Below are 26,020 nucleotides of genomic sequence, written 5' to 3'. Positions count from 1 at the left end.
TACCGCCGGGGCGGCGATGGACGCCCCGGACCCCGACCGTCAGAATGGCCGGCACTCCCCCCGATACCGGTGCCTCGATGCATCCCAGCCGACTGTTGCGGGCCTCCCGCCCGGCCTCGCTCGCCTGCCTGCTGGCCCTGTCGCCGCTGGCCGCTGCCGAAACGCCGCCCGCAGCGCCAGGTGACACCTTGGCCCAGCGACTCGATGCACAGGGCGTGCGCTACGAGCGCGACGAGGACGGAGATTTCCGGGTCGTGTTCGCCTGGCAGCAGGAGGACCGCTCGCAGATCGCCTTCGTCAGCGGCAGCGCCCACGCGCTCGGCGACACCTCGGTGCGCGAGGTGTTCTCGCCGGCCGCGCCGGTTCCGGCGGGCGGCTTCAGCGCCAGCCAGGCGGACATGCTGCTGCGCGAGAGCCAGCGCAACATCCTCGGGGGCTGGGAGATCGCCGGCGAGACGCTGTTCTACGTCATCAAGCTGCACGACGATGCAGACGGCACCCGGATCGAGCAGGCGCTGGAGATCGCTGCGCAGCTCGCCGACGATATGGAACTGCAACTCACCGGCGGGGACGCGATGTGATGGCAGTGTCGGCCGATCCGCGTTTCTGGCAGCCCGATGTCACGGTCGCCACCGTGGTCATGGATGGCGGCCGCGTGCTTTGCGTCGAGGAGCGCGTGGACGGGCGCCTGGTCATCAACCAGCCGGCCGGCCACCTGGAGCCGGGCGAATCCCTGCTCGAGGCCGCGGTGCGCGAGACGCTCGAAGAGTCGGGCTGGACTGTGGAACTGACCGCTTTCGTCGGCAGTTATCTGTGGACGTCCGCTCCGCGTCCTGGTGAACCGGAGGGCCGACACTTCCTGCGGTTCGCGTTCGCCGCGCGCCCGCTCGCGCACGATCCGGCACGCACGCTCGACGAGGGCATCGAGAAGGCAACCTGGTTCACGCCGGCCGCGCTGCAGGCCGAGCGTCACCGGCACCGCAGCCCGCTGGTCTGGCAGGCGGTGGCGGACTGTCTCGGTGGCCAGCGCCATCCGCTGTCGCTGGTCCGCCACATCACATGAGCACACCGGACATCATCGTCGGCATGTCCGGCGGCGTGGACTCGTCGGTGGCGGCGTTGCTGCTGCGCGACGCCGGCACGCCGCTCGCCGGGCTGTTCATGCAGAACTGGGCCGACGACGGCAGTGGCGAATGCCGGGCCGAGGCGGACCGTCGCGATGCGGTCGCGGTGTCGGGTCGTCTGGGCATTCCGATCCATTTCCGTGATTTCTCCGGCGAGTACTGGGGCGGCGTGTTCGAGCATTTCATCGCCGAATATGCCGCCGGCCGCACGCCCAATCCCGACGTGCTGTGCAACCGCGAGATCAAGTTCAAGCACTTCCTGGATGCGGCGCATGCGCTGGGCGCGGCGCGGATCGCGACCGGCCATTACGCGCGCGTCGACCACGAGGGAGGCCGCTGGCGGTTGCTGAGAGCGCTCGATCGCAACAAGGACCAGAGCTACTTCCTGCACCAGCTCGGCCAGCGGCAGCTCGCGGCGACCCTGTTCCCGCTCGGGGGACTGCCCAAGACCGACGTGCGTGCCCTCGCCCGTGCGGCAGGCCTGCCGACGGCGGAGAAGAAGGACTCGACCGGTATCTGCTTCATCGGCGAACGCGATTTCCGTACGTTTCTTGGCCAGTACCTGCCGGCCCGCGAAGGCGAGATGCGCACACCCGACGGCCGCACGGTGGGCACGCATCCGGGCGTGTTCTATTTCACCCTTGGCCAGCGCGAAGGCCTGCAGATCGGCGGCGTTCGCGGCTTCGAGGCGGCGCCCTGGTACGTCGTCGGCAAGGATGTGGGCGACAATGTGCTCTACGTCGCCCAGGGCGCCGACACGCCGTACCTGCTGTCGTCGCACCTGACCAGCGAACCCGCACACTGGATCGGTGGCGATCCGCCGGCGCAGCGTTTCCGCTGCACCGCCCAGACCCGCTACCGGCAACACGAGGAATCCTGCGAAGTGACCATCGACGAGAACACCGGCCGGCTCGACGTGCGGTTCGACCGCCCTCAACGCGCGGTTACACCCGGCCAGTCCGTGGTGCTCTATGACGGCGACGTGTGCCTGGGCGGCGCGATCATCGCGCGTACCGACGCGCCGCTGGAACTGCGCGCCCGCGAGGTGGCGGCATGATGGAACAACGTGTGCTTGCGCTCGCCGGCATGGCCCAGGCGCTCAAGCAGGTCCGGCGCATCGCCGAAACCGGCCAGGCCGACGCCGCGGTGCTTTCGACCGCGCTCGACAGCGTGTTCCGCATCGATGCCGAATCGCCTGAAGCCGTCTATGGCGGCCGCGATGCGGTGGTGCCGGGCCTGGTACTGCTGCGCGACTATTTCAGCAACCAGGGCAGCGATCCGGTGCTGCCCAAGCTCGGCCTGGCGGTAGTGCAGCTCGAACGCCGCTTCATGCAGGACGCGACGGTCAGCGGCGAGGTCCATCACGGCATTCTCGAGATCAAGCCCAAGGCCGAGCAACTGGGGCACACGCACCCCGAGGTGCTGGCGGCGCTCGGCGCGCTGTATGCCGACACCGTCAGCCACCTGCGCCCGAAAGTGATGGTCCAGGGCAACCCGCATTACCTGGGGCAAGCCAATGTCGTCGCCGAGATCCGGGCGGTGCTGCTGGCCTCGTTGCGCTCCGCAGTCCTCTGGAGGCAGATGGGCGGCAGCCTGTGGGACTTCCTGCTGCGCCGTCAGCAGATGCTCGCGGCGATCTGAAGCCGCGACGCGGATACATCACCAAGGGCGCGCGATCTCGCTGACCAAGCTAAAGCCGCGCACATGGGTGCCGATACCGGGGATGTAGGAACCCCCTGAGACCGCCCATGTACGCACGCATCCTGATCCGCCTCGCCGCGCCCCTAGCCCTGACCCTGCTGCTGCCGCTTGCGTTCGTCCTCGATTGGGCGGCGCCGGTGCGCTGGGCGATCCTGATCACCCTGACCGCCAGCTGGCTGGTGACCGCCGGCTGGCTGGCGCTCCGTGACGCCCGCCCGACTGCCGAGCACTCCCGCGCGATGAAGGAGCAGGACGACCTGCTCGGTGAACTGCGCCAGTTCGTCGGCGCGGAAATCGAGGGCTCCCGCGTGGAGGTCGAACGCGCCCGCGAGCTGATCCGCCAGGCGGTCAGCGGCCTTGGCAGCAGCTTCGATGCGATGAACCGCAAGTCGCGCCAGCAGGCCCAGGCGATGAGCCGGCTGCTCGACCGAGCCGGTGACCAGGACGGCATGGGCGGGGCGGACGTCGCGCGCTTTGCCCAGCACGCCAGCCAGCGCATGGAGCAGCTGGTCGAGGCGCTGGAGCAGGTCAGCGGCCAGAGCGGCGTGACCGTTACCCACATCGACGAGATGGCCGGACATCTGGACGGCATCTTCGCCCTGCTCGAGGACGTGAAGTCGATCGCCGACCAGACCAACCTGCTGGCCCTCAACGCGGCGATCGAAGCGGCGCGCGCAGGCGAAGCGGGTCGCGGCTTCGCCGTGGTTGCCGATGAGGTCCGCAACCTGTCCGAACGCTCCACTGCGTTCAACGAGCAGATCCGCAAGCTGGCGCATTCCTCGAAGGAATCGATCGCCAAGGTCCGCGACACCGTTTCGGGCATGGCCTCGCGCGACCTCGACCGCTCACGCGAAGCTAGGACCGAAGCGGCCGGCATGCTCGAACAGGTCGCCACCATCAACCGCTCGCTCGGCGACGGCATGCGCGAGATCTCCGAGTGCGGTCGCGCGATCGACGCGAGCGTCAGCGAGGCCGTACGCGCGCTGCAGTTCGAGGACATCGCCACGCAGGCGCTGGGCGGCGTGCACACCCACCTCGAACGCCTCAACGCGATCAACCGTGAGGCGATCGAGCTGCAGGACCTGCTGCGCCGTAACGGCGGCGTCTTCGACGAGGAGCTCACCAAGGCCCTGCAGCGGATCGGACAGCGCCTGCGCGAACTGCGCACGACCTGGGAGCGACCGCCGCACAAGCCGGTGACTCAGGATTCGCTGGGTGCCGGTACGGTCGAGCTGTTCTGACCGAAGCCCGAACTTGGACCTTCCGAGCCCCGGCTGGATCGACCCGCACGCCCCGGCCCTGTCCGGGGCATGCGCGTTGCCGCCCTCCGGGCCCGATAAGGTGCAGCGGATAGGCGGCGACCTGCTCGAGCGGTTGGAACTCGCGGGCCGCCAGGAACTGCAGACGCTGCTCGGCCCGGCAGCGCCGGACGGGCATCACGCGCCCGCACTCGACCCGGTCGAGTCGGTGATTGCCTGGGATCTCGCCGCCGGGTTCTGAGCGGCGGAGTGCGTAGTCGCACGCGGGATGCACGCGGGCGACGGTCGATCAGGTCCCTGCACCGCGACAGCAGTTGCGCGCATATACGTACTGGCGGACCTCCGCAGCGCATTGACGCGCCTGCGCTCGACCGATCGGGTCGTGGGGCGCGCGCGCCACATGACCGCCGCACATCCGGGAGAACCGGGCAGGACTCAGCCAACGGGCCAGGAAGGCGCGGCCGCCTCGTCGCCGCTCGTGCCCAGTTCTTGCCTCGATGACGGTGCATCGCCCACGGAGGATCGGGACTTGTCCGGTCGCAGCAGGGCGCTTGCCGACCGGCCGCGCTTTCTGGGCGGGACCCCGCTCGCCGTTTCCGACGGGCTGCGTCGGTTACGCAACGACGCCGACGCTCGCCATACAGGCGCGGCGCGCTGTGCAACACGCCCCCTTGTCCACGACGCGCATGACGATGCCGGCGGGTTCTGCGGGGCTGAGACGCAGCCTTACGCCCGCCGCGCCGCGCTGGGCAGCGCGCGGCGGATCCGTGCAGCGGGGGCGACCACGCGAGCGTTCAAGTCCGTTTGATTGTCCAAGATGTGCCCCATCGCGGCGCCGGGAATGCGGGCGTGCGATCGCAGCTGGCAGGAGCCGGACTCACCACGCGTGGCGCGCGGTCTGGGCGGCGAGGCCGCTACGGAACGGTCGTGTCCTGCAGCGCGCATGTCCGGCGCTGCAGCTTCATCGATGCAGCAGCCCGAGCACCAGCCGCCGCGGTTCAGCCCATGGACGCGTGGACCGGCTCGACATGATCGGCGCTCAGCGCGCGAGCCTGCAGCCAGCGCACCATCTCCCGCGGAGCCAGCGGCCTGGAATGCAGATAGCCCTGCACCTCGTCGCACCCGTATTCGCGCAGCAGCCGTTCGTCCTCGTTCGACTCGACCCCTTCGGCCAGCACCTGCATGCGCAGCGCCTTGCCGAGCTGGATGATCGCGCGCGTCACTTCCACCGCCCGCCCCGTCCCGTCGGATGCCGCCAGGCCGGCAATGAAGCTCCGGTCGATCTTCAGCCGCCCTACCGGAAAACGGCTCAGGTAGCTGAGGCTCGAGAATCCGGTGCCGAAATCGTCCACGGCCAGGGCAACGCCAGCGCTCTGCAATGCGCCGAAGCACTCCCACAAGGCGTCGGTATCGAGCAGCAAGGCGGACTCGGTGATCTCCAGTTCGAGCCGGGCGGTGGACCATCCCGTGTCGGCGCACGCCAGCAGGACGCGCTGGGTGAACCCGGGATCGCGCAGTTGCACGGCCGAGACATTGACCGACATGCGGCCAAAGCGCAGGCCCGACGCATCCCATGCGGCGGCCTGCCGGCAGGCCTCGCGCAGGACCCATTCGCCGATCGCGACGATGTCGCCTGTCGCCTCGGCGATTTCGATGAACTCGCCCGGCGCGCAGGGTCCAAGCTCCGGATGGTGCCAGCGCAGAAGCGCCTCCATGCCGCAGACGCCGCCGTCGGCCAGATCGATCAGCGGCTGGTAAGCCAGCGAGAACTCCTCCTGCTCGAGCGCGCCGCGCAGCGCATGCTCGATCTCCAGGCGGCGCCGGGCCTGCAGCCACGCCGTGGGGCTGTAGAACTCGATGTGGTTGCGCCCTTCGCGGCGGGCACCATGCAGGGCCACGCCGGCGGCGCGCAGCAGCTCATCGAAGCCCACGCCCGGCGGACGCACCGCGATCCCGGCGCTGATCCCGAAGCGCAGTAGCTCGCCGGCAGCGGGCACGGGGTCGGACAGGCCGTTGACGATGCGTTGGGCGGCAAGCGTCACCTCCTGGCGACTGGCGCCCTGCTGCAGCAGCACCACGAACTCGTCGGCGCCGATGCGCCCGAACACGTCGCCGGCGTCCACCAGCATGTGCAGCCGGGCCGCGACCGCCTTGAGCACGAGATCACCGGCGGCATGGCCATGGGCCTCGTTGATTCCGCCGAAACCGGAGATATCGAGGAGCAGCAGCGCCTGGCACAGCGATCCGCCCTGGCTCAATGCCGAATCCACGTCCTGACGCAGACGGGTGCGGTTGGGCAGTCCGGTGAGCGCATCGTAGTGGGCCAGCTGCTCGATGCGCTCGCTGGCCGCACGTTCGCCCGAGATATCCCGGAACAGCACCAGGTAACGCGGCGGTAGACCCGGCTCGCGGACGAAATCGACCACCGCCTGGGTCCAGACCTGCGCCCCGTCCGGGCGGTAGAAACATAGTTCGATCGATGCCGCGGGCGCGCCCGATGCGACCCGGCTCATCGCCGCCTGCAGGGCCTCGCGGGATTCGGTGGTGTAGTGCCTCAGCAGATCGTCGAGCGGAAGCGACTGCCCTTCCCGCCCGTGCAGCCCGGCACACTCTCCGGTCCAGTGCAGCGTGCGTGTCTCTGCGTCGATCTCGCAGCCGCCGATCCGGCCGAGCTCGGCAACTCGGCGCAGCAGCGCGCCGCGCCGACGGGCTTCGGCATCACTCTGGCGCTGGCGGGTCACATCCTGCACCTGGGCCAGTACCGTAAGCGGCCGGCCATTCCCGTCGCATTGCGGCGAAGCCCATATCTGCAGGACGTTGGCCGCGCCCTTGCCGGACAGGGTGAGCTCGAAGTGCGCCGGCTCGGTGCGGTCGCGCAGTTCGCGCCACGCGCGGCGCAGCACGGGGAACTCCGCCCGTCGACAGCGCCGCAGCCAGTTGCGCAGCCCGGCGCCCTCCTCGATGTCGAGCAGGGCGCGCAGTTGCGGCGCGCAGGAGACGCGATCGTCATCGATGGCCCATTGCCAGCTGCCCATGCCCGCCAGGCGCTGGGTGTCCTCGACCAGGCCGCGTTGCTCGCGCAGCGTGTGCTCGAGACGCTTCTGGTGATCGATGCAGGTCAGCGTTCCGGCGACCTTCGATGGACGGCCCTGCGCATCGCGTGCGGTGACCTGTCCGCTGTCGCGCACCCAGCGCCAGTCACCGTCCTCGCGAAGGCATCGGTACTCACACAGGTACTGCGCGAGGGCGCCTTCGAGATAGGCGCCCAGGGCAGTACGCCTGGGGCCGCGGTCGTCGGGATGGATGCGCTGCTCCACCGCGTCGAATGGCAGAGGCGCGTCGTGTCCCGCGCGACCCACCCATTGGATCCAGGCCGCCGACCCGCGCATCTGGTCATGCCGCAGCTCCCACACCCACAACGCGTGCCCGCCCGACTCGGCGGCTTCCAGCCAGTCATCCAGATCCTCCGACAGGCGCACGCTCAGCGAGAACGCCAGCGGCCCGCTGTCGTCGACCTGCACCGCCCGCAGCAGGCCGCGCAGCGGCATGCCGGTATCGGGCAGTTCGCAGGGCAGCTCGTCCACACCGTCGAGCAGGCGTGCGTACAGCCCCGCCAGCGACGCCGCATGCCGCTCGACCAGCCGGTCCAGGCCGCGCCGGCGAGCCGCGGGGTTGGCCGCAATGCAGCGCCCGCCCCGGTCGAGCAGCAGCACGCCATCCGAGACCGGATGGTCGAGGAGGCTGGAAATGAGGCCGGGTTCCATCGCGCTGCGGTCGCTCCATCTGTGGCCTCGTCCGCGGAAGCGGCGGGGCGTCCCGAGTGTTAGCGGCGCCGGCGCACTGAAGTTGAGCCGCCACTGCGCGCGCGGGCGTTAGACTCCGGGGCCACATGCATGGAAGGAGATGCGCCGGAAATGGCGTCCGGACCCACTGCCCCCGATCCGACCCATCGTGGCCGCGCTGTCGAGCGCATGGCCGACCCCCTGACCGCCGTGCACACGGCAGCAGGCGAATTTCGCGAACTCATGCGCCTGCTTCCCGATGGGATCTTGCTGCTGGTAGAGGACCGGATCGTCCACGCCAATCCGGCCGCAGAGGCGATCTTCGGCCATCCCCCCGGCGGGCTGTGCGGCATGCATGCCGGTCGCCTGGTGAGCGACGGCACACGCGAAGCATTCCTGGGCTGGCTGACGACCCCGGCCGGCGCGGGGGACGCACCACCGCCATCGCTGCGCATGTGTCGCCGCGACGGCTCGCGGTTCGAGGCCGCACTCACCTGTGCGCAGGTCGGCCTGGACGGTCGCCCGTGCACGCTGCTCGTCGTGCGCGACCTGACAGAGGTGGAGCGCATGCGCGACGAACTGGCCCGTGGCAACCGCGAGCTGCAGGCACTGGCCGCGCGTGTGTTCACGGTGCAGGAGGACGAGCGCCGTGCGATCTCGCGCGAGCTGCATGACGACATCGGACAGTCCGTCACGGCGATGAAGATGGCGGCGCTCAGCGCGCTCGACGAATCCGACGAGCATCGTCGGCGCGACGACCTTGGCGACATTCTCGTGCTGGCCGACGCGACCCTAGAGCGGCTGCGCGATATCTCGATCCTGCTGCGCCCGCCGCAACTCGATGCGCTGGGCCTGGAGGCCGCGCTTCGCTGGCATGCCGAGCGCCTGCTGCGCGGCGCGGGCCTGGTTCCCGCGCTGCAGATCGACCCCCTGCCCCGCCGGCCCGACGCTGCGGTCGAACAGGCCTGCTTCCGCATCGCCCAGGAGGCCCTGACGAACATCATGCGCCATGCCGGCGCCAGCCGGGTCGCCCTGTCGCTGCGTGACGACGGCGAAGGCCTGCACCTGTGCGTGGAGGACGACGGCGCGGGATTCCTCCCCGGCGCGGCGCGTGGCCTCGGCCTGGTGATCATGCGCGAGCGTGCGCACATGATCGGGGGCCGGTTCGACGTGGAGTCGCGGCCGGGCAACGGCACGCGGATCGAAGCCTGGCTCCCCTATGCCGGGGCATCGACAACGCCGCCCGATCCGCACGCCGGCGGCTAGAATCGATCGATGCACATGCCCGATGCCGTTCCCACCCCTCCGACACCCCGGCTCGGCGCAGCGCATCCCGTACTGGTGGGGATGATCCGGGACGCCGGGATTTCCGGCGTCCCGCTGGTCCTGCTGCATGTCGACATCGAACACTTCGCCTCGGTCAACCAGAACATGGGCGTGGATGTAGGCGACGCCGCGCTCGACGCCGTGGGCCAGCGGCTGCAGGACCGGGTGGCGGGCCGCGGCCAGGCGTGGCGGCATGGCAGCGACGAGTTCATCGTGGCTGTCTCACAGGCCGGCGCCGATGCCCAGGCGGCACAGACGCTGGCCCTCGAACTGATCGCCGAGATCGAGCGCCCGCTGGAAGTGCTGCCCTACACGCTGTTCCTCGAGGCCAAGATCGGCATCAGTCTCTGCCCGCACCATGGCGACGACCCCTCGATGTTGCTGCAACTGGCGGAAACGGCCGTGCGCCGGGCATCGGAAACCGTCGACGAGCCGGTGCAGCTGCACGCCACCGGCGTCCACGAACGCACGCAGAGCGAAAGCACGATCGCCAGGCAGATCGTCGACGCCCTGCCCAACGGCGAGTTCCGGCTGCGCTACCAGCCCAAGATCAGCGCCCGCGACGGACGCGTGATCGGCATGGAGGCACTGGTCCGCTGGCAGTCGCCGGTGCTGGGCCCGCTGCTGCCCGAACGCTTCCTGCCCACCGCCGAACGTATCGGGCTGATCCTGAAGATCGGCGACTGGATGCTCGAGCGGGTCATCGTGCAGGTGCGCGCCTGGCGCGAACAGGGCTTCGACGACTTCTTCGTCGGCGTCAACGTGACGACCCAGCAGCTGCTGCAGCCGGATTTCGTCGACCGCTTGCTTGCGCGCATGCAGCATGCCGGCCTGCCGATGTCGTCGATCGTGCTGGAACTCAACGAACGCGTGCTCACCCAGAACAGCACCGACGTGGTCTATCGCACCGTGTCGGCGCTGCGCCACGAGGGCATCGCCGTCACCCTCGACAACTTCGGGACCGGTGACGCCAGTCTCGGCGCGCTCGTGCGCTACCCCGCCGACATCCTCAAGATCGACCGCAGCTTCATCAGCGCCGCACCCGCCGGCAGCCGCGAGACGGCCATCGTGCGCGCGCTCATCGCAATGGGCCACCAGCTCGGCATGAAGGTCATCGCCAATGGCGTGGAGAGCGAGGCGCAGCTGGGCTTCCTGCGCCGCGCGGACTGTGACTATTTCCAGGGCTACCTGTTCGGCGAGCCGATGAGCGCCGACGCCGCGGGCCAGGCACTTCGTCGCCGTTACCTGAGGCCCGAACTCTTCACCGCCACCCAGTCCGACCGCACGCTGTTGCTGGTCGACGACGAGCAGAACGTGCTGCGTTCGCTGGTGCGGCTGTTCCGCCGCGACGGCTACCGCATCCTCGCAGCCGGCAACGTGCGCGATGCCTTCGGTCTGCTGGCCACCAACCAGGTCCAGGTCATCCTGTCGGACCAGCGGATGCAGGAGATGGACGGCACCGAGTTCCTCGGTCGGGTCAAGATGCTCTATCCCGACACGATCCGCCTCGTCCTGTCGGGATATACCGACCTGGCCACCGTGACCGACGCCATCAACCGCGGCGCCATCTACCGCTTCCTGACCAAGCCCTGGGACGACAACAAGCTGCGCGAACACATCCGCCAGGCCTTCCGCACGTACGAAGCCCAGCGCGTCCGCGAGCCGGAGTAAGTCAGCCCTCCACCGGCTGCGGCTGGCGCACCGGCAGGATCACCCGGAACCGGCTGCCGGCCTGCGGCGTGCTCTCGACCTCGATGCGCCCGTGGTGCTTGGCCACGATCCCGTAGGAGATCGACAGGCCCAAACCGGTGCCCTTGCCCACCGGTTTGGTGGTGAAGAACGGGTCGAAGATGCGCTGCAGGACTTCGGGCGGAATGCCGTTGCCGGTGTCGCCGATCTCCACCCACACCTGCCCCGGTTCGTGCCCGGTCCGCACGCTGATCACGCCCTCGCCATCGATGGCCTGGCCGGCATTGAGCAGCAGGTTCATGAAGACCTGGTTCAACTCCGACTGCAGGCATTCGATCATCGGCAGCGTGCCGTAGTCCTTCTCGAGCCTGGCCTTGTAACGCAGCTCGTTCCAGACGATGTTGATCGTCGAATCCAGCCCTGCATGCAGATCGGCCAGCCGCCAGGCGTGTTCGCGGTCCGAGCGCGAGAAGTCGCGCAGGTCGCGGACGATCGCGGTCACCCGCTCGATGCCCTGGCGCGACTCGGTCAGCAGCTGCGGCAGGTCGCGGCTGATGAAATCGACGTCCAGACGCTCGCGCGTGTCGTCGATCTCGGCCCGCATCGAAAGCGGGTCGTGCGCGCGCATCGCGCGTTCGTAGACGTCGATCAGCGCGAACAGATTGCCCACGTATTCCTGGAGGCTTCCCAGGTTCGAGTGGACATAGCCGATCGGATTGTTGATCTCGTGCGCCACGCCAGCGGCCAGCTGGCCGATCGAGGCGAGCTTCTCGGACTGCAGCAGTTGTTCCTGCGCGGCATTGAAGCGGACGTTGAGTTCCTCGTGGCGCTGCTGGAGCTCGCCGTCATCGCCGTTGCCTGGCTGCGCGTCGCTGCGCAGGAGCAGAAGAAAGCGGCCCGCTTCGGCCCCCAGCCAGTACAGCCGGACCTCGAGCGTCGTGGCCGGCAGGACGATGCTGTCCGCCCAGCTGCCATGCGCGCGGGCGTCGCGTGCCGCCTGCAGTGGCACCAGGCGATCGAGACGTCCGCAGGCGTCGACCCAGACCGGGTGCGCGCGCAGCATCGCCTCGGCCGCAGGGTTCGCATAGATCAGGCGGCCGTCCGCCTCGTGCAGGCAGACGCCCTCGTCGACGCGGGACAGGGCAATGGCGGCCAACGGGGCCGGGGGAGCGGACAGCGGGGAAAGCGGCGGCACGGCGTAGACCCGTTGGAGGGGGCCCACGATTCTAAGCCGGGCTCAGGCGACCGCCAGCTCGCGCGGACGGCGGGCAGTCTCGGCCCGGCCGCTGGCGTCGTAGGCCGGGGCGCTTTCCATCCGCCCGAGGTGGCGCAAGGCCCAGTTGACCTCGCGCCGGCGCCGCGCCAGCAGCGCGCCGTTGGCCCGGTTGAACTCGGCCAGTTCGGCAAGCGGGCCCGACAGTTCGCCGCTGGGATAGGTTTCCAGCTCGCGCAGGGCGACGATCTTGTCGCGCGTGGAGCGCATCAGCGCGTCCACGTCGTGACCGATCAGCGCCTCGCGCTCGGCCGACAGCGCGGCCGCGAGACGTTCCAGGCTGGCCTGAGGGTCGGACATCAGCCGGCCAGCCGGGCGTCCAGGTCGAGCATGCGCGAGGCGATGGCCTCGGCATCGACCTTGTAGCTGCCCGACGCGATCGACTCGCGCAGGGCCTGGACGCGGGCTTCGTCGAATGCGGGCTTCGTGGCGAGGTCGCGCTGGAGGGTCTGCAGCCCGGTGGCTTCGCCGGTCAGGCGCAGGCTGTCCGCGGCGGCGGCAGCCTCGATCGGCCTGGCGCGCGACTCGCCTGCGCGGCCGGCCTGGGCGGTGCCGACGGCAGCCAGGGCGCGACTCACGGGGGCGGCGGTGCCTTCGATCCTGTTGGTCATGTCGGAGCTCCTGACACGAGGGTCTTGTATGGGGTCATGGCCGGTATCGGCCGGATCGGGAGAAGCTTGAGGGGCAATGTGACCACGGCTTCAACGCCCGACCCGCACGTCGCCGGCCTCGTCGACGGTTCCCTGCACCACTCTGCGCGAGCTGAGGTTCTCGACGCTGACGCGCTCGCGAACCCCGGCATCGGCCAGCGCCCGCCCCGCCATCCGCACTTCGATCCCGCCCTGGCTCGACACCAGGGCGATGGTATCGCCCCGCCGCACCAGGCGCGGCGTCACCAGGTCTCCAGCGGTCAGCACGCTGCCGGCCACCAGGGTGCGCCGGGCGCTGCGGCCGATCGCTTCTGCCGGATCGGCGATCGCCGCGCCGGCGATGCGGGTGGCATCGCGCTGCTGGGTCATGAAGGTATCGGCCGTGATCGCCTCGCCTGCAGCGACGCTGCGCGACAGCACCAGGACGCTCTGCTGGCGGCGCACGCGCAGCGGCACGAACAGACGCCAGCCTTCCGGGCAGGCCACTTCCACGGTGGCGGCGCCGGTCCGCCGGGCCTGCAGCGCTTGCGCGCAGCGCGGCATCCGCAGCGCCGGGTCGAGGCTCGCGTCCGCCTCTTCGCCCGCTTCCGCGGTCGACAGCGCGGCGGCGCGGATCGATTCCACCGGCTGGAAGGGATTGGCCACGGCGCTGGCGCCCCAGGCCGCGAGCAGCGCGCCCACGGCGAGGCGGACTGCCAGTCGGCGCCATGCAATGAGGGTGGGCAGCGGAAGGAGCATGGGGCGGTCCGGTACGGGATGCCGGCACTGGTGCAAGTCCCGTGCCGGGCGGCTTGCCGCACGCCGCGACGGGCGGACCGCGCGGCGGTTGATCGGGCCACCCTCAAGTGCGCGGCCGTGGCGCCGATACCGGGACCATGTCGCAGGATCTGCTCGACCGCATCGACCAACGCACCCGTCTCGCCGGCCACAACCGGCTGGCGCTGCTGCTGTTCCGCCTCGGCGGGCGCCAGGTTTTTGGCGTCAACGTGTTCAAGGTGCAGGAAGTGCTGCGCCGGCCCAACCTGTTCCAGGTACCGGGCCTGCCGTTGCAGTTCGCCGGCGTGGCCGACGTGCGCGGACGCAGCGTGCCCGTGCTCGATCTCGGCCTGGGAATCGGCCATCCCGAGCGCGCCCAGGACGACCTGCCCGGCTACCTGGTGGTGACCGAGTTCAACCGCTCGGTGCAGGGTTTCCTGGTCAGCGACGTCGAGCGCATCGTCAACATCGCGGTCGAGGACATCCTGCCGCCCCCCGATCTCGGTGCCGATGGCGGATATCTGACCGCGGTGACCCGTTTCCAGGGCGAACTGATCCAGGTCATCGACGTGGAAAGCGTGCTGGCGGACATCTCCCAGGCACGCATGGACGCCGACCTGTCCTCCGAATACGCGCTGCCCGAGGGCGCGCCGCCGATGCAGGTACTGGTGGTCGATGACTCCCGTGTCGCGCGCCAGCAGATCCGCAGCGTGCTCGACCAGCTCGGCGTCGGCGTCACCCTGCTCTCGGACGGGCGCCAGGCGCTCGACCACCTCCTGCAGCTGCACGCGGCCGGCGAGCCGCCGTCGCAGCGCTACGCCCTGGTGGTGTCGGACATCGAAATGCCGGCGATGGATGGCTACACGCTGACGACGGAAATCCGTCGACACCCGGGCCTGTCGGACCTGTTCGTGCTGCTGCACACGTCCTTGTCGGGCGTGTTCAATACCTCGATGGTGCAGAGCGTGGGCGCCGACGCGTTCGTCGCCAAGTACAGCCCCCACGACCTGGCCGACGAGGTGCTCAAACGCCTGAACGCCGTGGCCGAGGCCGCCGGCGGGCGTCTGGTCGCGAACGCCTGAGCACCGGCGGGCAAGGCCTCCGGCAGCGCCAGCCCGGCGCAGGACCTGTCGCCTGACCGAACCGCGGCACGCCTGGCTCCCGCCCTACGCGCGCGGAGCCGCCGCGAACGGGGTCGCGACGACGCACCGGACGAACCGCCGCAGCGACTGTGGACGTGGCCTGCCGCCGTGCTACGTGCCGCTGCGCATCCGCGCGCAACGTCCGAATCCGGTCGCGCCTCGTGCCCGCCGCAGCGCGTTCTGGCACGCCGCTTGCAGCTGTCCCGGCACAGGTTTGCCGGAGGCGCCGATGTCCAATCCGATCTCGTCCTATCTCGGGCTGCAGGCCGACGCTCTGCCGTTGCGCGAGCAGCGCATGAAGCTGATCGCCAGCAATCTGGCGAACGCGGACACTCCCGGCTACCAGGCACGTGACCTGGATTTCAACGCCGCCCTCGCCAGCGCCGCGCGGGTCCGCGAGGCGGGCAACGCAACGGCACGCGAACAGGGCAACCGGATTCCGCTGTCGGGCTTCGACACGTTGCAACCCTTCGAAATGGCGCGCATCGCCAGCCAGGGCAGTCTCGACGGCAATACCGTCGATCCCGACGCAGAGCGGGCCGCCTACGGCCGCGCCGCGCTCGAGTACCGCGCATCGCTGAGCTTCCTCGAGTCGAAGGTCCGCACCCTCCTGACCGCCATCACGGGACAGTAAGCCATGAGCAATCTGCCGATCTTCGACGTCGCCGGCTCCGCCCTGCAGGCGCAGTCGGTGCGCCTGAGTACGCTGGCCAGCAACCTGGCCAATGCCGACTCGGTCGCCGGCTCGCCCGATCAGGTCTACCGACCGCTCGAGGCCGTGTTCCGGGCCACCGCCCATGGCAGCGATCCGTCGCTGACCAACGTGCAGGTGGCGGGCATCGTCGAGCGCGACACCCCGCCGGTCCAGCGTTACGAGCCGGGCCATCCGCTGGCCGACGAACAGGGCTACGTCTACGCGCCGGACGTCGATCCGGTCTCGCAGATGGTCAACATGATCTCCGCCTCGCGCAGCTACCAGGCCGGCGTGGAGATGCTCAATACCGCCAAGGAACTGGCGATGGCCACCCTGACGATGGGCCGCTAGGCCCTCCGCCCCATTCCCCGAGCATCCGCCGATGAGCACGATCGCCAACGACATCTACAGCAGCCTCGGCATTGCCGGCGCGCCGAAGGCCGCCGACAAGAAGGCCGAGTCCCTGGGCCAAGCCGATTTCCTGCGCCTGATGACCGAACAGCTCAAGCACCAGGACCCGCTCAAGCCGATGGAGAACAGCGCGTTCCTCGGCCAGCTGGCGCAGTTCTCCACCGTGCAGGGCATCGAGGGCCTCAACGCGACCGTCAATGGTTTCGCCGGCTCGATGGCGACCGACCAGCTGCTGCGCGGCGCGACGATGGTCGGCCGCGAGGTGCTGCTGCCGTCCGCCAAGCTCGCACTGCCCGATGGCGGCGAGGCCGGCGGCATCGTGGCCGCGCCCTCGTCGGGCATGGTCACCTTCGAAATCACCGACCCCAACGGCTTGCCGGTGCGCCAGTTCACCGTGCCTGCCAAGGCCGCCGGCGAGGTGGCGTTCGAATGGGACGGCACCAATACCGCCGGCGAAAAACTGCCGCCCGGCGCCTACGGCATCACCGCCAGACACGTCACCGAGACCGGGACGGCGACCAGCCTCGGCACCTACGTGCGCGGCAAGGTGCAGAGCGTCTCGGTGGGCTCGGACGGGCTCTACCTCGACCTCGAAGGCCTCGGCACCGCCCCGCTCGCCCACGTTCTGCGCGTCGGCTGAGCCGCCCGCCCCTTCCCGCTTTTTTCGCGCACGACCTCACGGAGTCCGCCATGAGCTTCAATACCTCGCTGTCCGGCATCAACGCGGCCAACGCCAATCTCAACGTCACCGCCAACAACATCGCCAACGTCAACACCACGGGCTTCAAGGAATCGCGTGCGGAGTTTGCGGACCTGTTCTCCAACAGCTCCTACGGCCTGGCGCGCAATGCGATCGGCTCGGGCGTGAAGCTCAGCAACGTGGCCCAGCAGTTCTCGCAGGGCAACATCGATCCCACCGGGCGCAGCCTGGACATGGCCGTCGATGGCGAAGGCTTTTTCACGCTCAACAAGAACGGCGCACGCGTCTACAGCCGCGCCGGCAACTTCCAGACCGATGCGCAGGGCTTCGTCGGCACGCCCGAGGGCGCACGTCTGCAGGTCTACCAGCCCCGTGCCGACGGCGAGGGCTTCGATGTCGGCCGGGTGGGTGATCTGCAGTTGCTGACCACCGACAGCCCGCCGCGCCCCAGCAGCCGCGTCAACCTGATGTTCACCCTGCCCGGCACCGCGCAGCCGCCGACGATGACGAGCTTCGACCCGGCCGAACCCAACAGCTACAACGCGTCGACCGGCGGCATCACCGTCTTCGATACGCTGGGCGTAGGCCATGTGCAGACCTCCTATCTGGTCAAGACCGCCAATCCGAACGAATGGCAGGTGCACAGCTATGTCGATGGCGAAAGCGTGGGCGCACCCACTACCCTGCAGTTCTCCGACAGCGGTGCCCTGCTTACGCCCCCCGACGGCCGCATCGCCCTCGACCCGTTCACCCCGGCCAACGGCGCGGGCGTGATGGAGCTGGATCTCGATCTGGCCGGGACCACCCAGTACGGCGACCGCTTCCAGCTGCGCGACACGCGTCAGGACGGCTACGCCGCCGGCAAGCTCAACGAGATCAGCATCTCCGCCGACGGCGTGGTGTTCGCGCGCTATTCGAATGGCGCCGATGCCGCGCTGGGCCAGATCGCACTGACGACCTTCGTCAACCCGCAGGGGCTGCAGCCCCAGGGCAACAATGTGTGGGCCGAGACCCACAGCTCCGGCGCGGGTCGCACCGGTGCGCCGGACAGTTCGGACTTCGGTCAGATCCAGGCCGGCGCGCTGGAGTCGTCGACGGTCGACCTGACCGAGCAGCTGGTCAACATGATCGTGGCCCAGCGCAACTTCCAGGCCAATGCGCAGATGATTTCGACCCAGGACCAGGTCACCCAGACCGTCATCAACATCCGTTGATGACCCCAGCCAGCCGGCGCGCGGCACCGGGCGTTCCCTAGGCGTCCGGTCCGCGCGTCCGGTTCTTTCTTCCCGCATCCGGATTTCCCGCTCCCATGGACAAGGCCCTCTACGTCGCGATGACCGGCGCCCGCGCCACGCTGCAGGCGCAGGGCACGGCCTCGCACAACCTGGCGAATGCCGACACCGCCGGCTTCAAGGCGGCGCTGGCGAATACGGTGTCCTACCGGGTACCGGGCGGGACGCACGCCTCGCGCATCGACGCGATGCATGTCGACCAGGGCTTCAACAGTCGCGTCGGGGCGCAACGCGTGACCGGCAATCCACTCGACGTGTCGATGCGCCCGGACCGCTGGCTGGCCGTGCAGTCCCCGGACGGGGGCGAGGCCTATACCCGCGCCGGGAATCTGTCGCTGACCCCCAACGGCCAGCTGGTCACCGGCGGCGGTCACCCGCTGGTCGACGAGAACGGTCAGCCGTTCGCGCTGCCGCCCCATCAGGCGCTCGACATCGGTCATGACGGCACGGTCTCGATCATCCCGCTCGGCGAAGGCCCGAAGACGATGGCGGTGATCGGCCGGCTGCGCGTCGTGGAAGCCGCGCCCGACCGGCTGGCACGCGGCCTCGATGGCCTGATGCGCAACACCACGCCCGAGCAGCCGTTCGCGCAGGCGCCGGGCGAGGTCATGGCCACCGGCACCCTCGAGGCCAGCAATGTCGACGCGGCCGGTGCGCTGGTGCAGATGATCCAGCTGCAGCGCCAGTTCGAGATGCAGGTCAAGCTGATCAGTCGCGGCGACGAGAACGCCCAGTCCGCCAACAGCCTGTTGCGCCTGGGCGGCTGATCGTCTCGGACTCCTGCCCCGGGCGATCGTCGCGCGTCGCCGCGACGTTCCCGGAGACCCGTGCGGATCACCGACGGAATGGTTTTCGGCCGGACCGCGTGCCATCTGCGCCACCCGTCCGAATGGTCGGCGCGCTCGCTGCCTTCCCATGGGCCCGCGTGCACCTACGCGGTCGTTGACGTCCGAAACCCAACGCCCCTGTCAGCCGCGGTGCGCGCCGCCCGTTTGCCGATCGGCACGACGTTGCCCCGTGAGGCCAGCATCGCAGCAATGCCTGAGCCTGCCCGGCTGCAGATCCCCACCAAGTCCCGTCTCGCGGCCGCGATCGAACCACCCGAGCGCTTCTGGCACGCCGATTGCATCTGCATATCCGACAGGCGCACAGGCGCCCGCACCGAGGAAGGACCGATGAACCAGGCGCTGTGGGTGGCGAAGACCGGACTGGATGCGCAGCAGACGCGCATGTCGGTCGTGTCGAACAATCTCGCCAATACCAATACCACCGGCTTCAAGCGCGACCGCGCCAACTTCGAGGACCTGCTCTACCAGCAGGTGCGCCAGCCCGGCGGCTCGAGTTCCGCGCAGACGCAGCTGCCGACCGGCCTGCAGCTCGGCACCGGCGTGCGCGTGGTGTCCACGTCCAAGGATTTCCAGCAGGGCAACCCGCAGCAGACCGGCCGCGCGCTCGACGTCATGGTCAACGGCCGCGGCTTCTTCGAGGTGCTGATGCCCGACGGCACGCCGGCCTATACCCGCGACGGCAGCTTCCAGATCAATGCCCAGGGCGAACTGGTCACCAGCAGCGGCTTTCCGGTGCAGCCGGGCATCCAGGTGCCCGAGGGCGCGCAGGCGGTGACCATCGGCAAGGACGGCACGATCACCGTGCAGATCGCCGGTGAAGCCCAGGCGCTGGAGATCGGCTCGCTGACCATCACCGACTTCATCAATCCCGCCGGCCTGCAGGCGCGCGGCGAGAACCTGTATCTCGAGACCACCGCCTCCGGCCCCGCGCAGAGCGGCACGCCCGGGCTCAACGGCCTGGGCCTGCTCGAGCAGGGCGCGCTGGAAGGCAGCAACGTCAACGTGGTCGAGGAGCTGGTGAGCATGATCGAAACCCAGCGCGCCTACGAGATGAACGCCAAGGCGATCTCGACGACCGATTCGATGCTCGGCTACCTCAACAACAACGTCTGAGCACTGCGATGACCCGTGCCCACTCCTTCCGCCGTGTCGCCGTGCTGGCCCTGTCCGCACTGCTGGCAGGCTGCGTCGCTGCCGGTGACGTTCGCCCCTATCCGGCCATGGCGCCGATCCAGCCGGTCGTCGCCCTGCCCGCCCAGGCCTCGCCCGGTGCGATCTACCAGGCCGGTGGCGGCAGCGGCATGTCGTTGTTCGCCGACCGCCGCGCGCGTGACGTCGGCGATCTGCTGACCATCCAGCTGATCGAGAACACCAACGCCCAGACCAATGCCAGCACCCAGGTGGGCAAGGAAAGCAGCATCGACATCGGCGTGCCCCAGGTGTTCGGCGCGCCCGTCACCATCGGCGGCCGCGACGTGCTCAGCGCCTCGGCGAGCGGCAGCCGCGATTTCGACGCGAGCGGCCGCAGCGCGCAGAGCAACCGCCTGCAGGGCAACGTGACCGTGACCGTCGTCCAGCGCCTGCCCAACGGCAACCTGGTCGTGGAAGGCAGCAAGCAGATCCGCCTCAACCAGGGCAACGAGCTCGTGCAGGTACAGGGCATCGTGCGCCCGGCCGACATCGGCCCGGACAACACCGTCATGTCGAGCCGGGTGGGCGATGCACGCATCGTCTATGGCGGCCGCGGCGCGATCGCCCAGTCGAACGCGATGGGCTGGCTCGGCCGGTTCTTCCATTCGCGCCTGTATCCCTACTGAGTTTCCACCGGACCGCCATGCGTACTTCCCTGCTCCGCCTGCTGCCGCTTGCTCTGCTGGCCCTCGCCACGCTGGCCTCGCCCGTGCACGCGCAGGAGCGCGTCAAGGATCTGGCGTCGGTGGGCGGCGTGCGCGGCAATGCGCTGGTCGGCTACGGCCTGGTCGTCGGCCTGGACGGCAGCGGCGACCGCACCAGCCAGTCGCCCTTCACCGTGCAGAGCCTGCGCAACATGCTCAACGAGCTGGGCGTGACCGTGCCGGCCAATGTCAACCCGCAGCTCAAGAACGTCGCCGCCGTGGCGATCCACGCCGAGCTGCCGCCGTTCGCCAAGCCCGGCCAGACCATCGACATCACCGTCTCGTCGATCGCCAACGCGGTCTCGCTGCGCGGCGGCACCCTATTGATGGCGCCGCTCAAGGGCGCCGACGGCCAGGTCTATGCGATCGCCCAGGGCAGCCTGGTGGTGGGCGGCTTCGGCGCCCAGGGTCGCGACGGCTCGCGGGTGTCGGTGAACGTGCCGAGCGTGGGCCGGATTCCGAACGGCGCGATGGTCGAGCGCGAAGTGGCCGGTGGTTTCGGCGACAGCGGCGAGCTGACCCTCAATCTCAACCGCGCCGACTTCAGCACCGTCTCCAACATGGTGCGCGCGCTCGACGCGCGTTTCGGCCCGGGCACCGCGCGGGCCGTGGACGGGGTCACCGTGGCCGTGCGCGCCCCGTTCGACCCCGGCGCGCGCATCGGCTTCCTGGCCGAGGTGGAGAACGTCGAGCTGTCGCCCGGCACCGCGCCTGCCAAGGTGATCGTCAATTCGCGTACCGGCACCGTGGTCATGGGCGCGCAGGTGCGCGTGCTGCCGGCGGCGATCGCCCACGGCTCGCTCAGCGTGACCATCACCGAAAGCGTGGACGTGAGCCAGCCCGAGGCCTTCGGACGCGGCAACTCGGTCATCACCCCGCGCTCGGACGTCTCGGTGGACCAGGACGGCAGCCGGATGTTCCGCTTCGCCGGCGGCTCGTCGCTCGACGAGATCGTGCGCGCGGTCAATGCGGTCGGCGCGGCGCCCGGGGACCTGATCGCCATTCTCGAAGCGCTCAAGCAGGCCGGTGCGCTGCGCGCGGAGCTCGAGGTCATCTGACATGCGCATCGCCGCCGCCCCTGTCGAGCTCAATCCGGTGCAACGGCCCGATGCCGCGCGCATCGACAAGGCTGCGCGCGAGTTCGAGGGCGTGTTCGCCCAGCAGCTGATCAAGAGCATGCGCGATGCGAGCTTCGGCGATGCACTGTTTCCGGGCGAAAACCAGCTTTACCGCGACCTCTACGACCAGCGACTGGCCAAGTCTCTGACCGATGGCGAAGGCCTGGGACTGGCCAAGGTGATCGCACGCCAGCTCGGCGGTGGTACTGACGGGCCGGCACTCGACACGCGCATCGCGCCGCCTGCCGCGCCGCTGGACGACGCGCTGGACATCGGCGGCGGCATGGCCGCATTGCCGGAGGCGCTCGGCGCGCAGACGCTCGACCTGATCGCCGGCCGACCGATGACCCAGGCCGCATCCGGGGATGCATCGCGCTCGCCGATGGACGGCTTCATCGACAGCCTCATGGCGCGCGCCCGTCCACTGGCCGACGCCGCCACCGGCGGCGCACGCATCGCGGCCGCGGCCGTGGCGCAGGCACCCGCGGCGCTGGAACAGGCCTCGCGCGCGGCGGCGGAGAGCTTCGCGCCGCGTTCGCCGGAGCGTTTCGTGGCATCGATCTGGTCGCATGCCCAGGCCGCCGCGCGCGAACTGGGCGTGGACGCCAAGGCGCTGGTCGCGCAGGCGGCGCTGGAGACCGGCTGGGGCCGCCGCACCATCTCGCGTGGCGACGGCAGCTCCGCCAACAACCTCTTCGGCATCAAGGCCACCGGCTGGAAGGGCGACCGCGCCACCGTCAACACCCACGAATACAGCAACGGCGTGCGCCACACCGAGCGCGCCGACTTCCGCGCCTATGCCTCGCCGGCCGAAAGCTTTGCCGACTACGTGCGCCTGCTCAAGCAGAACCCGCGGTATCGCCAGGCGCTGGAAGCCGGGGGCGACGTACGCCGCTTCGCCGGCGCCCTGCAGCAGGCCGGCTACGCCACCGACCCGCGTTATGCCGACAAGCTCAGCGCGATCGCCAACGGCCCGACCCTCGGGCGTGCGCTGTCGACGATCTCGCAGTACGCCAGTGCAGCCGCCAGCGCCTCGCCGACGCGCGCCACCGCGCCTGCCTCCCTCAACACCGTCGCCGAGGCCGCAGAACGCGCGGCCCAGGCGCTCCTGCGTCGCTGAGTGCCCCAATGGCCAATATCCTCTCCACCGGTACCAGCGCACTGCTCGCCTTCCAGCGGGCCCTGTCGACAGTCAGCCACAACGTCGCGAACATCAACACGCCCGGCTACAGCCGCCAGCGGGTGGATTTCGAAGCGCGCTCGCCGCAGTTCATCGGCGCAGGCTACGTAGGCCGCGGCACCCAGATCGTCGACGTGCGCCGGGTCGCCGACGATCTCGCCAATGCGCGTCTGATCGACAGCGGCGGCGAGCTGGCGCGGCTTGAGCAGCTGTCCTCGCTGTCGGCGCGGGTGGATACCCTGATGTCCGACAAAGCGACCGGAATCTCGGGCATCTGGTCGAGCTTCTTCGACTCCGTCAGCGCGCTGTCGTCCAACGCGTCGGCCCCGGCAGAGCGCCAGGACATGTTGGGCCAGGCGAACGCACTGAGCACGCGCTTCCAGCAGTTGCAGGGACAATTCGACCGCCTGGCGACCGAGGTGGACAGCGGGCTTACCGCCAGCGCAGGAGAGGTCAATCGGCTTGCCAGCGAAATCGCCCGACTCAACGGCAACATCGGAAGTGCCCAGACCGCATCGCCGGACATGCTCGACCGTCGCGACCAGATGATCCGCGACCTGGTCTCGCTGACCGGCGGCGCGGCCGTGCAGCAGGACGGGGGTGCTGTGAACGTGTTCTCCTCCGGCGGGCAGGCGCTCGTGGTGGGGGTGCAGGCATCGCAGCTCACGATGGTGGAAGATCCTTACCGCCCCGAACGGCAACAGCTCGCACTGCAGACCCAGGGACAGACGATCCGTCTCGACGAGCGCGTCATGGGCGGCGCGATCGGCGGGTTGCTCGAGTTCCGTAGCCAGGTGCTGGACCAGACGCAGTCCGAGCTGGGCCGGATCGCACTGGCGCTGGGCACAACCTTCAATGCCGACCACGCCGCGGGCGTCGACCAGTACGGCGACATGGGCGGGTCGTTCTTCAACATCCCTCCGCCAGCGGTCAGCGGACATGCCGCGAACACGGGCACCGCGCGTTTGTCGGCCAGCATCGGTAATCTCGGTGCGGTCAGTGGGCGCAACCTCGTACTGCAGTTCCAGGCAGGCGCGTGGTCGGCGACCGACGCGATGACCGGCGTTGCAGCCACGGTCACCGGGACCGGCACGGCCGCGGATCCGCTGCGTGTCGGCGGCATGGCGCTCGCGCTTGAGGGCGCCGCCCAGGACGGCGACCGTTTCCTGCTTCAACCAACCGCCCAGACAGCGCGTGGCCTGACGGTGGCGATCAGCGATCCCGCCCGCATCGCGGCGGCCACGCCCGTCCAGATCCAGGCCGCCTTGGGGAATATCGGCAGCGCCCTGCCCAGGGCGGTGCGTATCGTCGATGCAGGCGATCCCACGCTGCGCACGCCCTCAACCATCGAATTTCTCGACGCCAATCAATACATGCTCGACGGCGATGGCCCGTTTGCCTTCGCGCCAGGCGACACCATCAGCGCCAATGGCTGGTCGGTCAGCCTCGACGGCATTCCGGCAGCCGGTGACAGCTTCATCATGGCGCCCACCGCGCCGGGCTCGAGCAACAACGGCAATGCGGCGTTGCTGTCAGGCGTCGAGACCCGCGCGGCGCTCAACGGCGGTTCGCTGACGCTCAACGGGGCGATCTCCGGACTTACCACGGCAGTGGGCTCGGCCGCGCGTCAAGCCGGCTATGCGGCCGAGGCACAGGCTTCGCTTCACGAGCAGGCGCAAGCGGCCCGCGAGAGCGTTTCCGGCGTCAATCTGGACGAAGAAGCGGCCAATATGCTTCGGCTGCAGCAGGCCTACCAGGCCGCCGCGCAGCTCATTTCGACCGCCGACAATCTGTTCCAGTCCCTGCTCGGAGCCGTCCGCCGATGACCCGCATCTCCACTGGCATGCGTTACCAGCAGTCGCTGACGAGCATGCAAACCAGGCAGGCGTCACTCGCGAAGTTGCAGCAGCAGCTCGCCACCGCAATGAAGCTCAATACCGGCAAGGACGATCCGGTCGGCGCCGGTACCGTGGTCGGCCTGGACCGCGCGGTGGCCGAACTCGAGCGCTTCGGAAAGAACAGTGATGTAGTACGTCACCGCCTCAGCATGCAGGAGAACGTGCTGTCGCAGGCGGGCGACATCCTGGGCCGCATCAATGTGCTGACCATCCAGGCCAGTACGGGCACGATGTCAGACAGTGACCGCAAGACGATTGCGACCGAGATTCGAAGCCTGCGGGACGGCCTGCTCGACCTCAGCAACACCGCCGATGGCATGGGGAGATTCCTGTTCGGCGGCACCCAGGACGGCGATCCACCCTTCGCGCGCAGCGGCGCCGGCGTCGCGTATGGCGGGGACCAGACGCAGCGGCAGGTTGAGGTCGCGCCGCAGATGTTCGCAGCCGACGCAAAGCCCGGCAGCGAGGTATTTCTGCGCGTGCGCACCGGCAACGGCCGGCTCGATGCTGGGGCGGCGCTCGCCAACACAGGCACGGGACAGATCGGGAGTTTCACGCTCACGGATGCGGCTGCCTGGGATGGCGGACGCTACCAGGTCGAGTTCGGCGCCGGTGGCGACTACATCGTCCGTGATGCCGGCGGTGGCGCAGTTGGCACGGGGACATACAAGGCGGGCGAGGCGATTGTCTTCGCCGGCTTGCAACTGACGATCACCGGCAGTCCCGCTGCCGGCGATACGTTCCAGATCGGGCCTTCCGAAACGCGTGACGTCTTCGCAACGCTCGATGGATTGCTGCAGGCGCTGACCTCGACACCCACAACCACTGCCGAACGCGCCGCGCAGCAGAACGCGCTGAGCAGTGCGCTGCGCGACATCAGTATGGCCGAGAACCACTTCATCGACACGCGCGCCAGCGGTGGCGCGCAGCTCGCTGCGCTGGATCAGGCGACGGAGCTGCGCAGCGCGCTCGACGTGACACTCCAGACCACGCTCTCGGGCATACGCGATCTCGACTACGTCGACGCCATCGGCCGTTTCAATCTGGAAAAGATCGCGCTCGAGGCGGCCCAGCTGAGCTTCACGCAGATGCAGCGGCTGTCGCTGTTCGACCTGATGCGTTGATCCAGGCATTTGCCTGAGCGCCTGCGGTCCAGCGCGTGGTATGGGCTCACGCGCCGCCCAGGCTGTCTGCGATAGCGGATCCTCACCGCTTCTAGTATCCCGGGGCAGCTGCCTACCGCGCCCCTACCCGCCGCGTGGAACCGCCCCCCTCCTCTGCG

25 protein-coding genes are annotated in these 26,020 nt (G+C 69.4%); 20 read left to right on the top strand and 5 right to left on the bottom strand.

Features of this window, described 5'->3' with window-relative positions:
- Window positions 1–44 precede the first annotated feature (44 nt).
- From CNR27_RS09885 to CNR27_RS15305, 6 genes are all read left to right on the top strand, one after another.
- Entirely contained in the window at window positions 45–581 is a 537-nt protein-coding gene (locus CNR27_RS09885; RefSeq protein WP_096298379.1) for a type III secretion system chaperone family protein, read from the top strand.
- Window positions 581–1,063 carry an NUDIX hydrolase gene (locus CNR27_RS09880; RefSeq protein WP_096298377.1) on the top strand — a complete coding sequence of 161 codons (483 nt, stop codon included), beginning with the start codon at window positions 581–583 and terminating at the stop codon, window positions 1,061–1,063. The genes CNR27_RS09885 and CNR27_RS09880 overlap by 1 nt, the downstream gene beginning before the upstream one ends.
- A complete protein-coding gene (gene mnmA / locus CNR27_RS09875) occupies window positions 1,060–2,181 on the top strand; it encodes a tRNA 2-thiouridine(34) synthase MnmA (RefSeq protein WP_096298376.1) in 1,122 nt (373 codons plus the stop codon). Before CNR27_RS09880 ends, mnmA begins: the two co-directional genes overlap by 4 nt.
- Window positions 2,181–2,765, top strand: coding sequence for a high frequency lysogenization protein HflD (hflD, locus tag CNR27_RS09870; RefSeq protein WP_096298374.1), 585 nt, complete (start codon window positions 2,181–2,183; stop codon window positions 2,763–2,765). The genes mnmA and hflD overlap by 1 nt, the downstream gene beginning before the upstream one ends.
- A 107-nt stretch (window positions 2,766–2,872) precedes the next feature.
- Window positions 2,873–4,066, top strand: coding sequence for a methyl-accepting chemotaxis protein (locus CNR27_RS09865; RefSeq protein WP_096298372.1), 1,194 nt, complete (start codon window positions 2,873–2,875; stop codon window positions 4,064–4,066).
- Window positions 4,067–4,079: 13 nt separating this feature from the next.
- Entirely contained in the window at window positions 4,080–4,325 is a 246-nt protein-coding gene (locus tag CNR27_RS15305) for a hypothetical protein (protein WP_157745397.1), read from the top strand.
- 757 nt (window positions 4,326–5,082) lie between these two features.
- Here CNR27_RS15305 and CNR27_RS09860 read toward each other — a convergent pair.
- Window positions 5,083–7,848, bottom strand: coding sequence for an EAL domain-containing protein (locus CNR27_RS09860; protein WP_096298370.1), 2,766 nt, complete (start codon window positions 7,846–7,848; stop codon window positions 5,083–5,085).
- A gap of 150 nt (window positions 7,849–7,998) precedes the next feature.
- Between CNR27_RS09860 and CNR27_RS09855 the strand changes: the two genes are divergently transcribed.
- Window positions 7,999–9,132, top strand: coding sequence for a PAS domain-containing sensor histidine kinase (locus CNR27_RS09855; protein ID WP_179948167.1), 1,134 nt, complete (start codon window positions 7,999–8,001; stop codon window positions 9,130–9,132).
- A 9-nt stretch (window positions 9,133–9,141) separates the two neighbouring features.
- Complete coding sequence (locus CNR27_RS09850) at window positions 9,142–10,863, top strand: EAL domain-containing protein (RefSeq protein ID WP_425435422.1); 1,722 nt, start codon at window positions 9,142–9,144, stop codon at window positions 10,861–10,863.
- Between the two features lies 1 nt (window position 10,864).
- Here CNR27_RS09850 and CNR27_RS09845 read toward each other — a convergent pair whose 3' ends face one another.
- From CNR27_RS09845 to flgA, 4 genes are all read right to left on the bottom strand, one after another.
- Window positions 10,865–12,037: an ATP-binding protein gene (locus CNR27_RS09845; protein ID WP_233580171.1), complete on the bottom strand. Its 1,173-nt coding sequence runs from the start codon at window positions 12,035–12,037 to the stop codon at window positions 10,865–10,867.
- Window positions 12,038–12,118: 81 nt separating this feature from the next.
- Complete coding sequence (locus tag CNR27_RS09840; RefSeq protein ID WP_096298366.1) at window positions 12,119–12,454, bottom strand: flagellar protein FlgN; 336 nt, start codon at window positions 12,452–12,454, stop codon at window positions 12,119–12,121.
- Complete coding sequence (flgM, locus tag CNR27_RS09835; protein ID WP_096298364.1) at window positions 12,454–12,765, bottom strand: flagellar biosynthesis anti-sigma factor FlgM; 312 nt, start codon at window positions 12,763–12,765, stop codon at window positions 12,454–12,456. Before flgM ends, CNR27_RS09840 begins: the two co-directional genes overlap by 1 nt.
- 90 nt (window positions 12,766–12,855) lie before the next feature.
- Window positions 12,856–13,542, bottom strand: coding sequence for a flagellar basal body P-ring formation chaperone FlgA (flgA, locus tag CNR27_RS09830; RefSeq protein ID WP_096298362.1), 687 nt, complete (start codon window positions 13,540–13,542; stop codon window positions 12,856–12,858).
- 137 nt (window positions 13,543–13,679) lie between these two features.
- Between flgA and CNR27_RS09825 the strand changes: the two genes are divergently transcribed.
- The 12 genes from CNR27_RS09825 to flgL all read left to right on the top strand — a co-directional run bounded on the left by CNR27_RS09825 (window position 13,680) and on the right by flgL (window position 25,862).
- A complete protein-coding gene (locus CNR27_RS09825) occupies window positions 13,680–14,642 on the top strand; it encodes a chemotaxis protein (protein WP_096300523.1) in 963 nt (320 codons plus the stop codon).
- Window positions 14,643–14,931: 289 nt separating this feature from the next.
- Window positions 14,932–15,336 carry a flagellar basal body rod protein FlgB gene (gene flgB / locus CNR27_RS09820; RefSeq protein ID WP_096298360.1) on the top strand — a complete coding sequence of 135 codons (405 nt, stop codon included), beginning with the start codon at window positions 14,932–14,934 and terminating at the stop codon, window positions 15,334–15,336.
- Between the two features lie 3 nt (window positions 15,337–15,339).
- Window positions 15,340–15,747 (top strand): flagellar basal body rod protein FlgC, encoded by a 408-nt coding sequence (gene flgC / locus CNR27_RS09815; RefSeq protein ID WP_096298358.1) that lies wholly within the window; start codon window positions 15,340–15,342, stop codon window positions 15,745–15,747.
- Window positions 15,748–15,778: 31 nt separating this feature from the next.
- Entirely contained in the window at window positions 15,779–16,447 is a 669-nt protein-coding gene (locus tag CNR27_RS09810; RefSeq protein ID WP_096298356.1) for a flagellar hook capping FlgD N-terminal domain-containing protein, read from the top strand.
- A gap of 50 nt (window positions 16,448–16,497) precedes the next feature.
- Entirely contained in the window at window positions 16,498–17,721 is a 1,224-nt protein-coding gene (gene flgE / locus CNR27_RS09805; protein WP_096298354.1) for a flagellar hook protein FlgE, read from the top strand.
- Between the two features lie 95 nt (window positions 17,722–17,816).
- Entirely contained in the window at window positions 17,817–18,566 is a 750-nt protein-coding gene (locus CNR27_RS09800; protein WP_096298352.1) for a flagellar basal body rod protein FlgF, read from the top strand.
- A gap of 408 nt (window positions 18,567–18,974) precedes the next feature.
- The gene (flgG, locus tag CNR27_RS09795) at window positions 18,975–19,760 is read left to right on the top strand and encodes a flagellar basal-body rod protein FlgG (protein WP_096300521.1); all 786 of its coding nucleotides are present in this window, start codon (window positions 18,975–18,977) and stop codon (window positions 19,758–19,760) included.
- Window positions 19,761–19,768: 8 nt separating this feature from the next.
- A complete protein-coding gene (gene flgH / locus CNR27_RS09790; protein ID WP_096298350.1) occupies window positions 19,769–20,464 on the top strand; it encodes a flagellar basal body L-ring protein FlgH in 696 nt (231 codons plus the stop codon).
- Between the two features lie 17 nt (window positions 20,465–20,481).
- Window positions 20,482–21,600 (top strand): flagellar basal body P-ring protein FlgI, encoded by a 1,119-nt coding sequence (locus tag CNR27_RS09785; protein ID WP_096298348.1) that lies wholly within the window; start codon window positions 20,482–20,484, stop codon window positions 21,598–21,600.
- Window position 21,601: 1 nt separating this feature from the next.
- On the top strand, window positions 21,602–22,780 hold the full coding sequence (gene flgJ / locus CNR27_RS09780) for a flagellar assembly peptidoglycan hydrolase FlgJ (RefSeq protein ID WP_096298346.1): 1,179 nt from the start codon (window positions 21,602–21,604) through the stop codon (window positions 22,778–22,780).
- 8 nt (window positions 22,781–22,788) lie between these two features.
- The gene (flgK, locus tag CNR27_RS09775) at window positions 22,789–24,666 is read left to right on the top strand and encodes a flagellar hook-associated protein FlgK (protein ID WP_096298344.1); all 1,878 of its coding nucleotides are present in this window, start codon (window positions 22,789–22,791) and stop codon (window positions 24,664–24,666) included.
- Window positions 24,663–25,862, top strand: coding sequence for a flagellar hook-associated protein FlgL (gene flgL / locus CNR27_RS09770; protein ID WP_096298342.1), 1,200 nt, complete (start codon window positions 24,663–24,665; stop codon window positions 25,860–25,862). Before flgK ends, flgL begins: the two co-directional genes overlap by 4 nt.
- Window positions 25,863–26,020 lie beyond the last annotated feature (158 nt).

Origin of the sequence: Luteimonas chenhongjianii, from assembly GCF_002327105.1 — a bacterium.
In the GTDB taxonomy this organism is placed as follows: Bacteria; Pseudomonadota; Gammaproteobacteria; order Xanthomonadales; family Xanthomonadaceae; genus Luteimonas; species Luteimonas chenhongjianii.
The sequence above is the reverse complement of the archived record's forward strand: the minus strand, read 5'-3'. Positions and strand labels throughout refer to the sequence as shown.

What these genes read in the sequence shown, in the direction of transcription:
- CNR27_RS09885 (WP_096298379.1), top strand. Translation starts at nt 45, where the DNA reads ATGGCCGGCACTCCCCCCGATACCGGTGCCTCGATGCATCCCAGCCGA.
- CNR27_RS09880 (WP_096298377.1), top strand. Translation starts at nt 581, where the DNA reads ATGGCAGTGTCGGCCGATCCGCGTTTCTGGCAGCCCGATGTCACGGTC.
- mnmA (WP_096298376.1), top strand. Translation starts at nt 1,060, where the DNA reads ATGAGCACACCGGACATCATCGTCGGCATGTCCGGCGGCGTGGACTCG.
- hflD (WP_096298374.1), top strand. Translation starts at nt 2,181, where the DNA reads ATGGAACAACGTGTGCTTGCGCTCGCCGGCATGGCCCAGGCGCTCAAG.
- CNR27_RS09865 (WP_096298372.1), top strand. Translation starts at nt 2,873, where the DNA reads ATGTACGCACGCATCCTGATCCGCCTCGCCGCGCCCCTAGCCCTGACC.
- CNR27_RS09860 (WP_096298370.1), bottom strand. Translation starts at nt 7,848, where the DNA reads ATGGAACCCGGCCTCATTTCCAGCCTCCTCGACCATCCGGTCTCGGAT.
- CNR27_RS09855 (WP_179948167.1), top strand. Translation starts at nt 7,999, where the DNA reads ATGGCGTCCGGACCCACTGCCCCCGATCCGACCCATCGTGGCCGCGCT.
- CNR27_RS09850 (WP_425435422.1), top strand. Translation starts at nt 9,142, where the DNA reads ATGCACATGCCCGATGCCGTTCCCACCCCTCCGACACCCCGGCTCGGC.
- CNR27_RS09840 (WP_096298366.1), bottom strand. Translation starts at nt 12,454, where the DNA reads ATGTCCGACCCTCAGGCCAGCCTGGAACGTCTCGCGGCCGCGCTGTCG.
- flgM (WP_096298364.1), bottom strand. Translation starts at nt 12,765, where the DNA reads ATGACCAACAGGATCGAAGGCACCGCCGCCCCCGTGAGTCGCGCCCTG.
- flgA (WP_096298362.1), bottom strand. Translation starts at nt 13,542, where the DNA reads ATGCTCCTTCCGCTGCCCACCCTCATTGCATGGCGCCGACTGGCAGTC.
- CNR27_RS09825 (WP_096300523.1), top strand. Translation starts at nt 13,680, where the DNA reads ATGTCGCAGGATCTGCTCGACCGCATCGACCAACGCACCCGTCTCGCC.
- flgB (WP_096298360.1), top strand. Translation starts at nt 14,932, where the DNA reads ATGTCCAATCCGATCTCGTCCTATCTCGGGCTGCAGGCCGACGCTCTG.
- flgC (WP_096298358.1), top strand. Translation starts at nt 15,340, where the DNA reads ATGAGCAATCTGCCGATCTTCGACGTCGCCGGCTCCGCCCTGCAGGCG.
- CNR27_RS09810 (WP_096298356.1), top strand. Translation starts at nt 15,779, where the DNA reads ATGAGCACGATCGCCAACGACATCTACAGCAGCCTCGGCATTGCCGGC.
- flgE (WP_096298354.1), top strand. Translation starts at nt 16,498, where the DNA reads ATGAGCTTCAATACCTCGCTGTCCGGCATCAACGCGGCCAACGCCAAT.
- CNR27_RS09800 (WP_096298352.1), top strand. Translation starts at nt 17,817, where the DNA reads ATGGACAAGGCCCTCTACGTCGCGATGACCGGCGCCCGCGCCACGCTG.
- flgG (WP_096300521.1), top strand. Translation starts at nt 18,975, where the DNA reads ATGAACCAGGCGCTGTGGGTGGCGAAGACCGGACTGGATGCGCAGCAG.
- flgH (WP_096298350.1), top strand. Translation starts at nt 19,769, where the DNA reads ATGACCCGTGCCCACTCCTTCCGCCGTGTCGCCGTGCTGGCCCTGTCC.
- CNR27_RS09785 (WP_096298348.1), top strand. Translation starts at nt 20,482, where the DNA reads ATGCGTACTTCCCTGCTCCGCCTGCTGCCGCTTGCTCTGCTGGCCCTC.
- flgJ (WP_096298346.1), top strand. Translation starts at nt 21,602, where the DNA reads ATGCGCATCGCCGCCGCCCCTGTCGAGCTCAATCCGGTGCAACGGCCC.
- flgK (WP_096298344.1), top strand. Translation starts at nt 22,789, where the DNA reads ATGGCCAATATCCTCTCCACCGGTACCAGCGCACTGCTCGCCTTCCAG.
- flgL (WP_096298342.1), top strand. Translation starts at nt 24,663, where the DNA reads ATGACCCGCATCTCCACTGGCATGCGTTACCAGCAGTCGCTGACGAGC.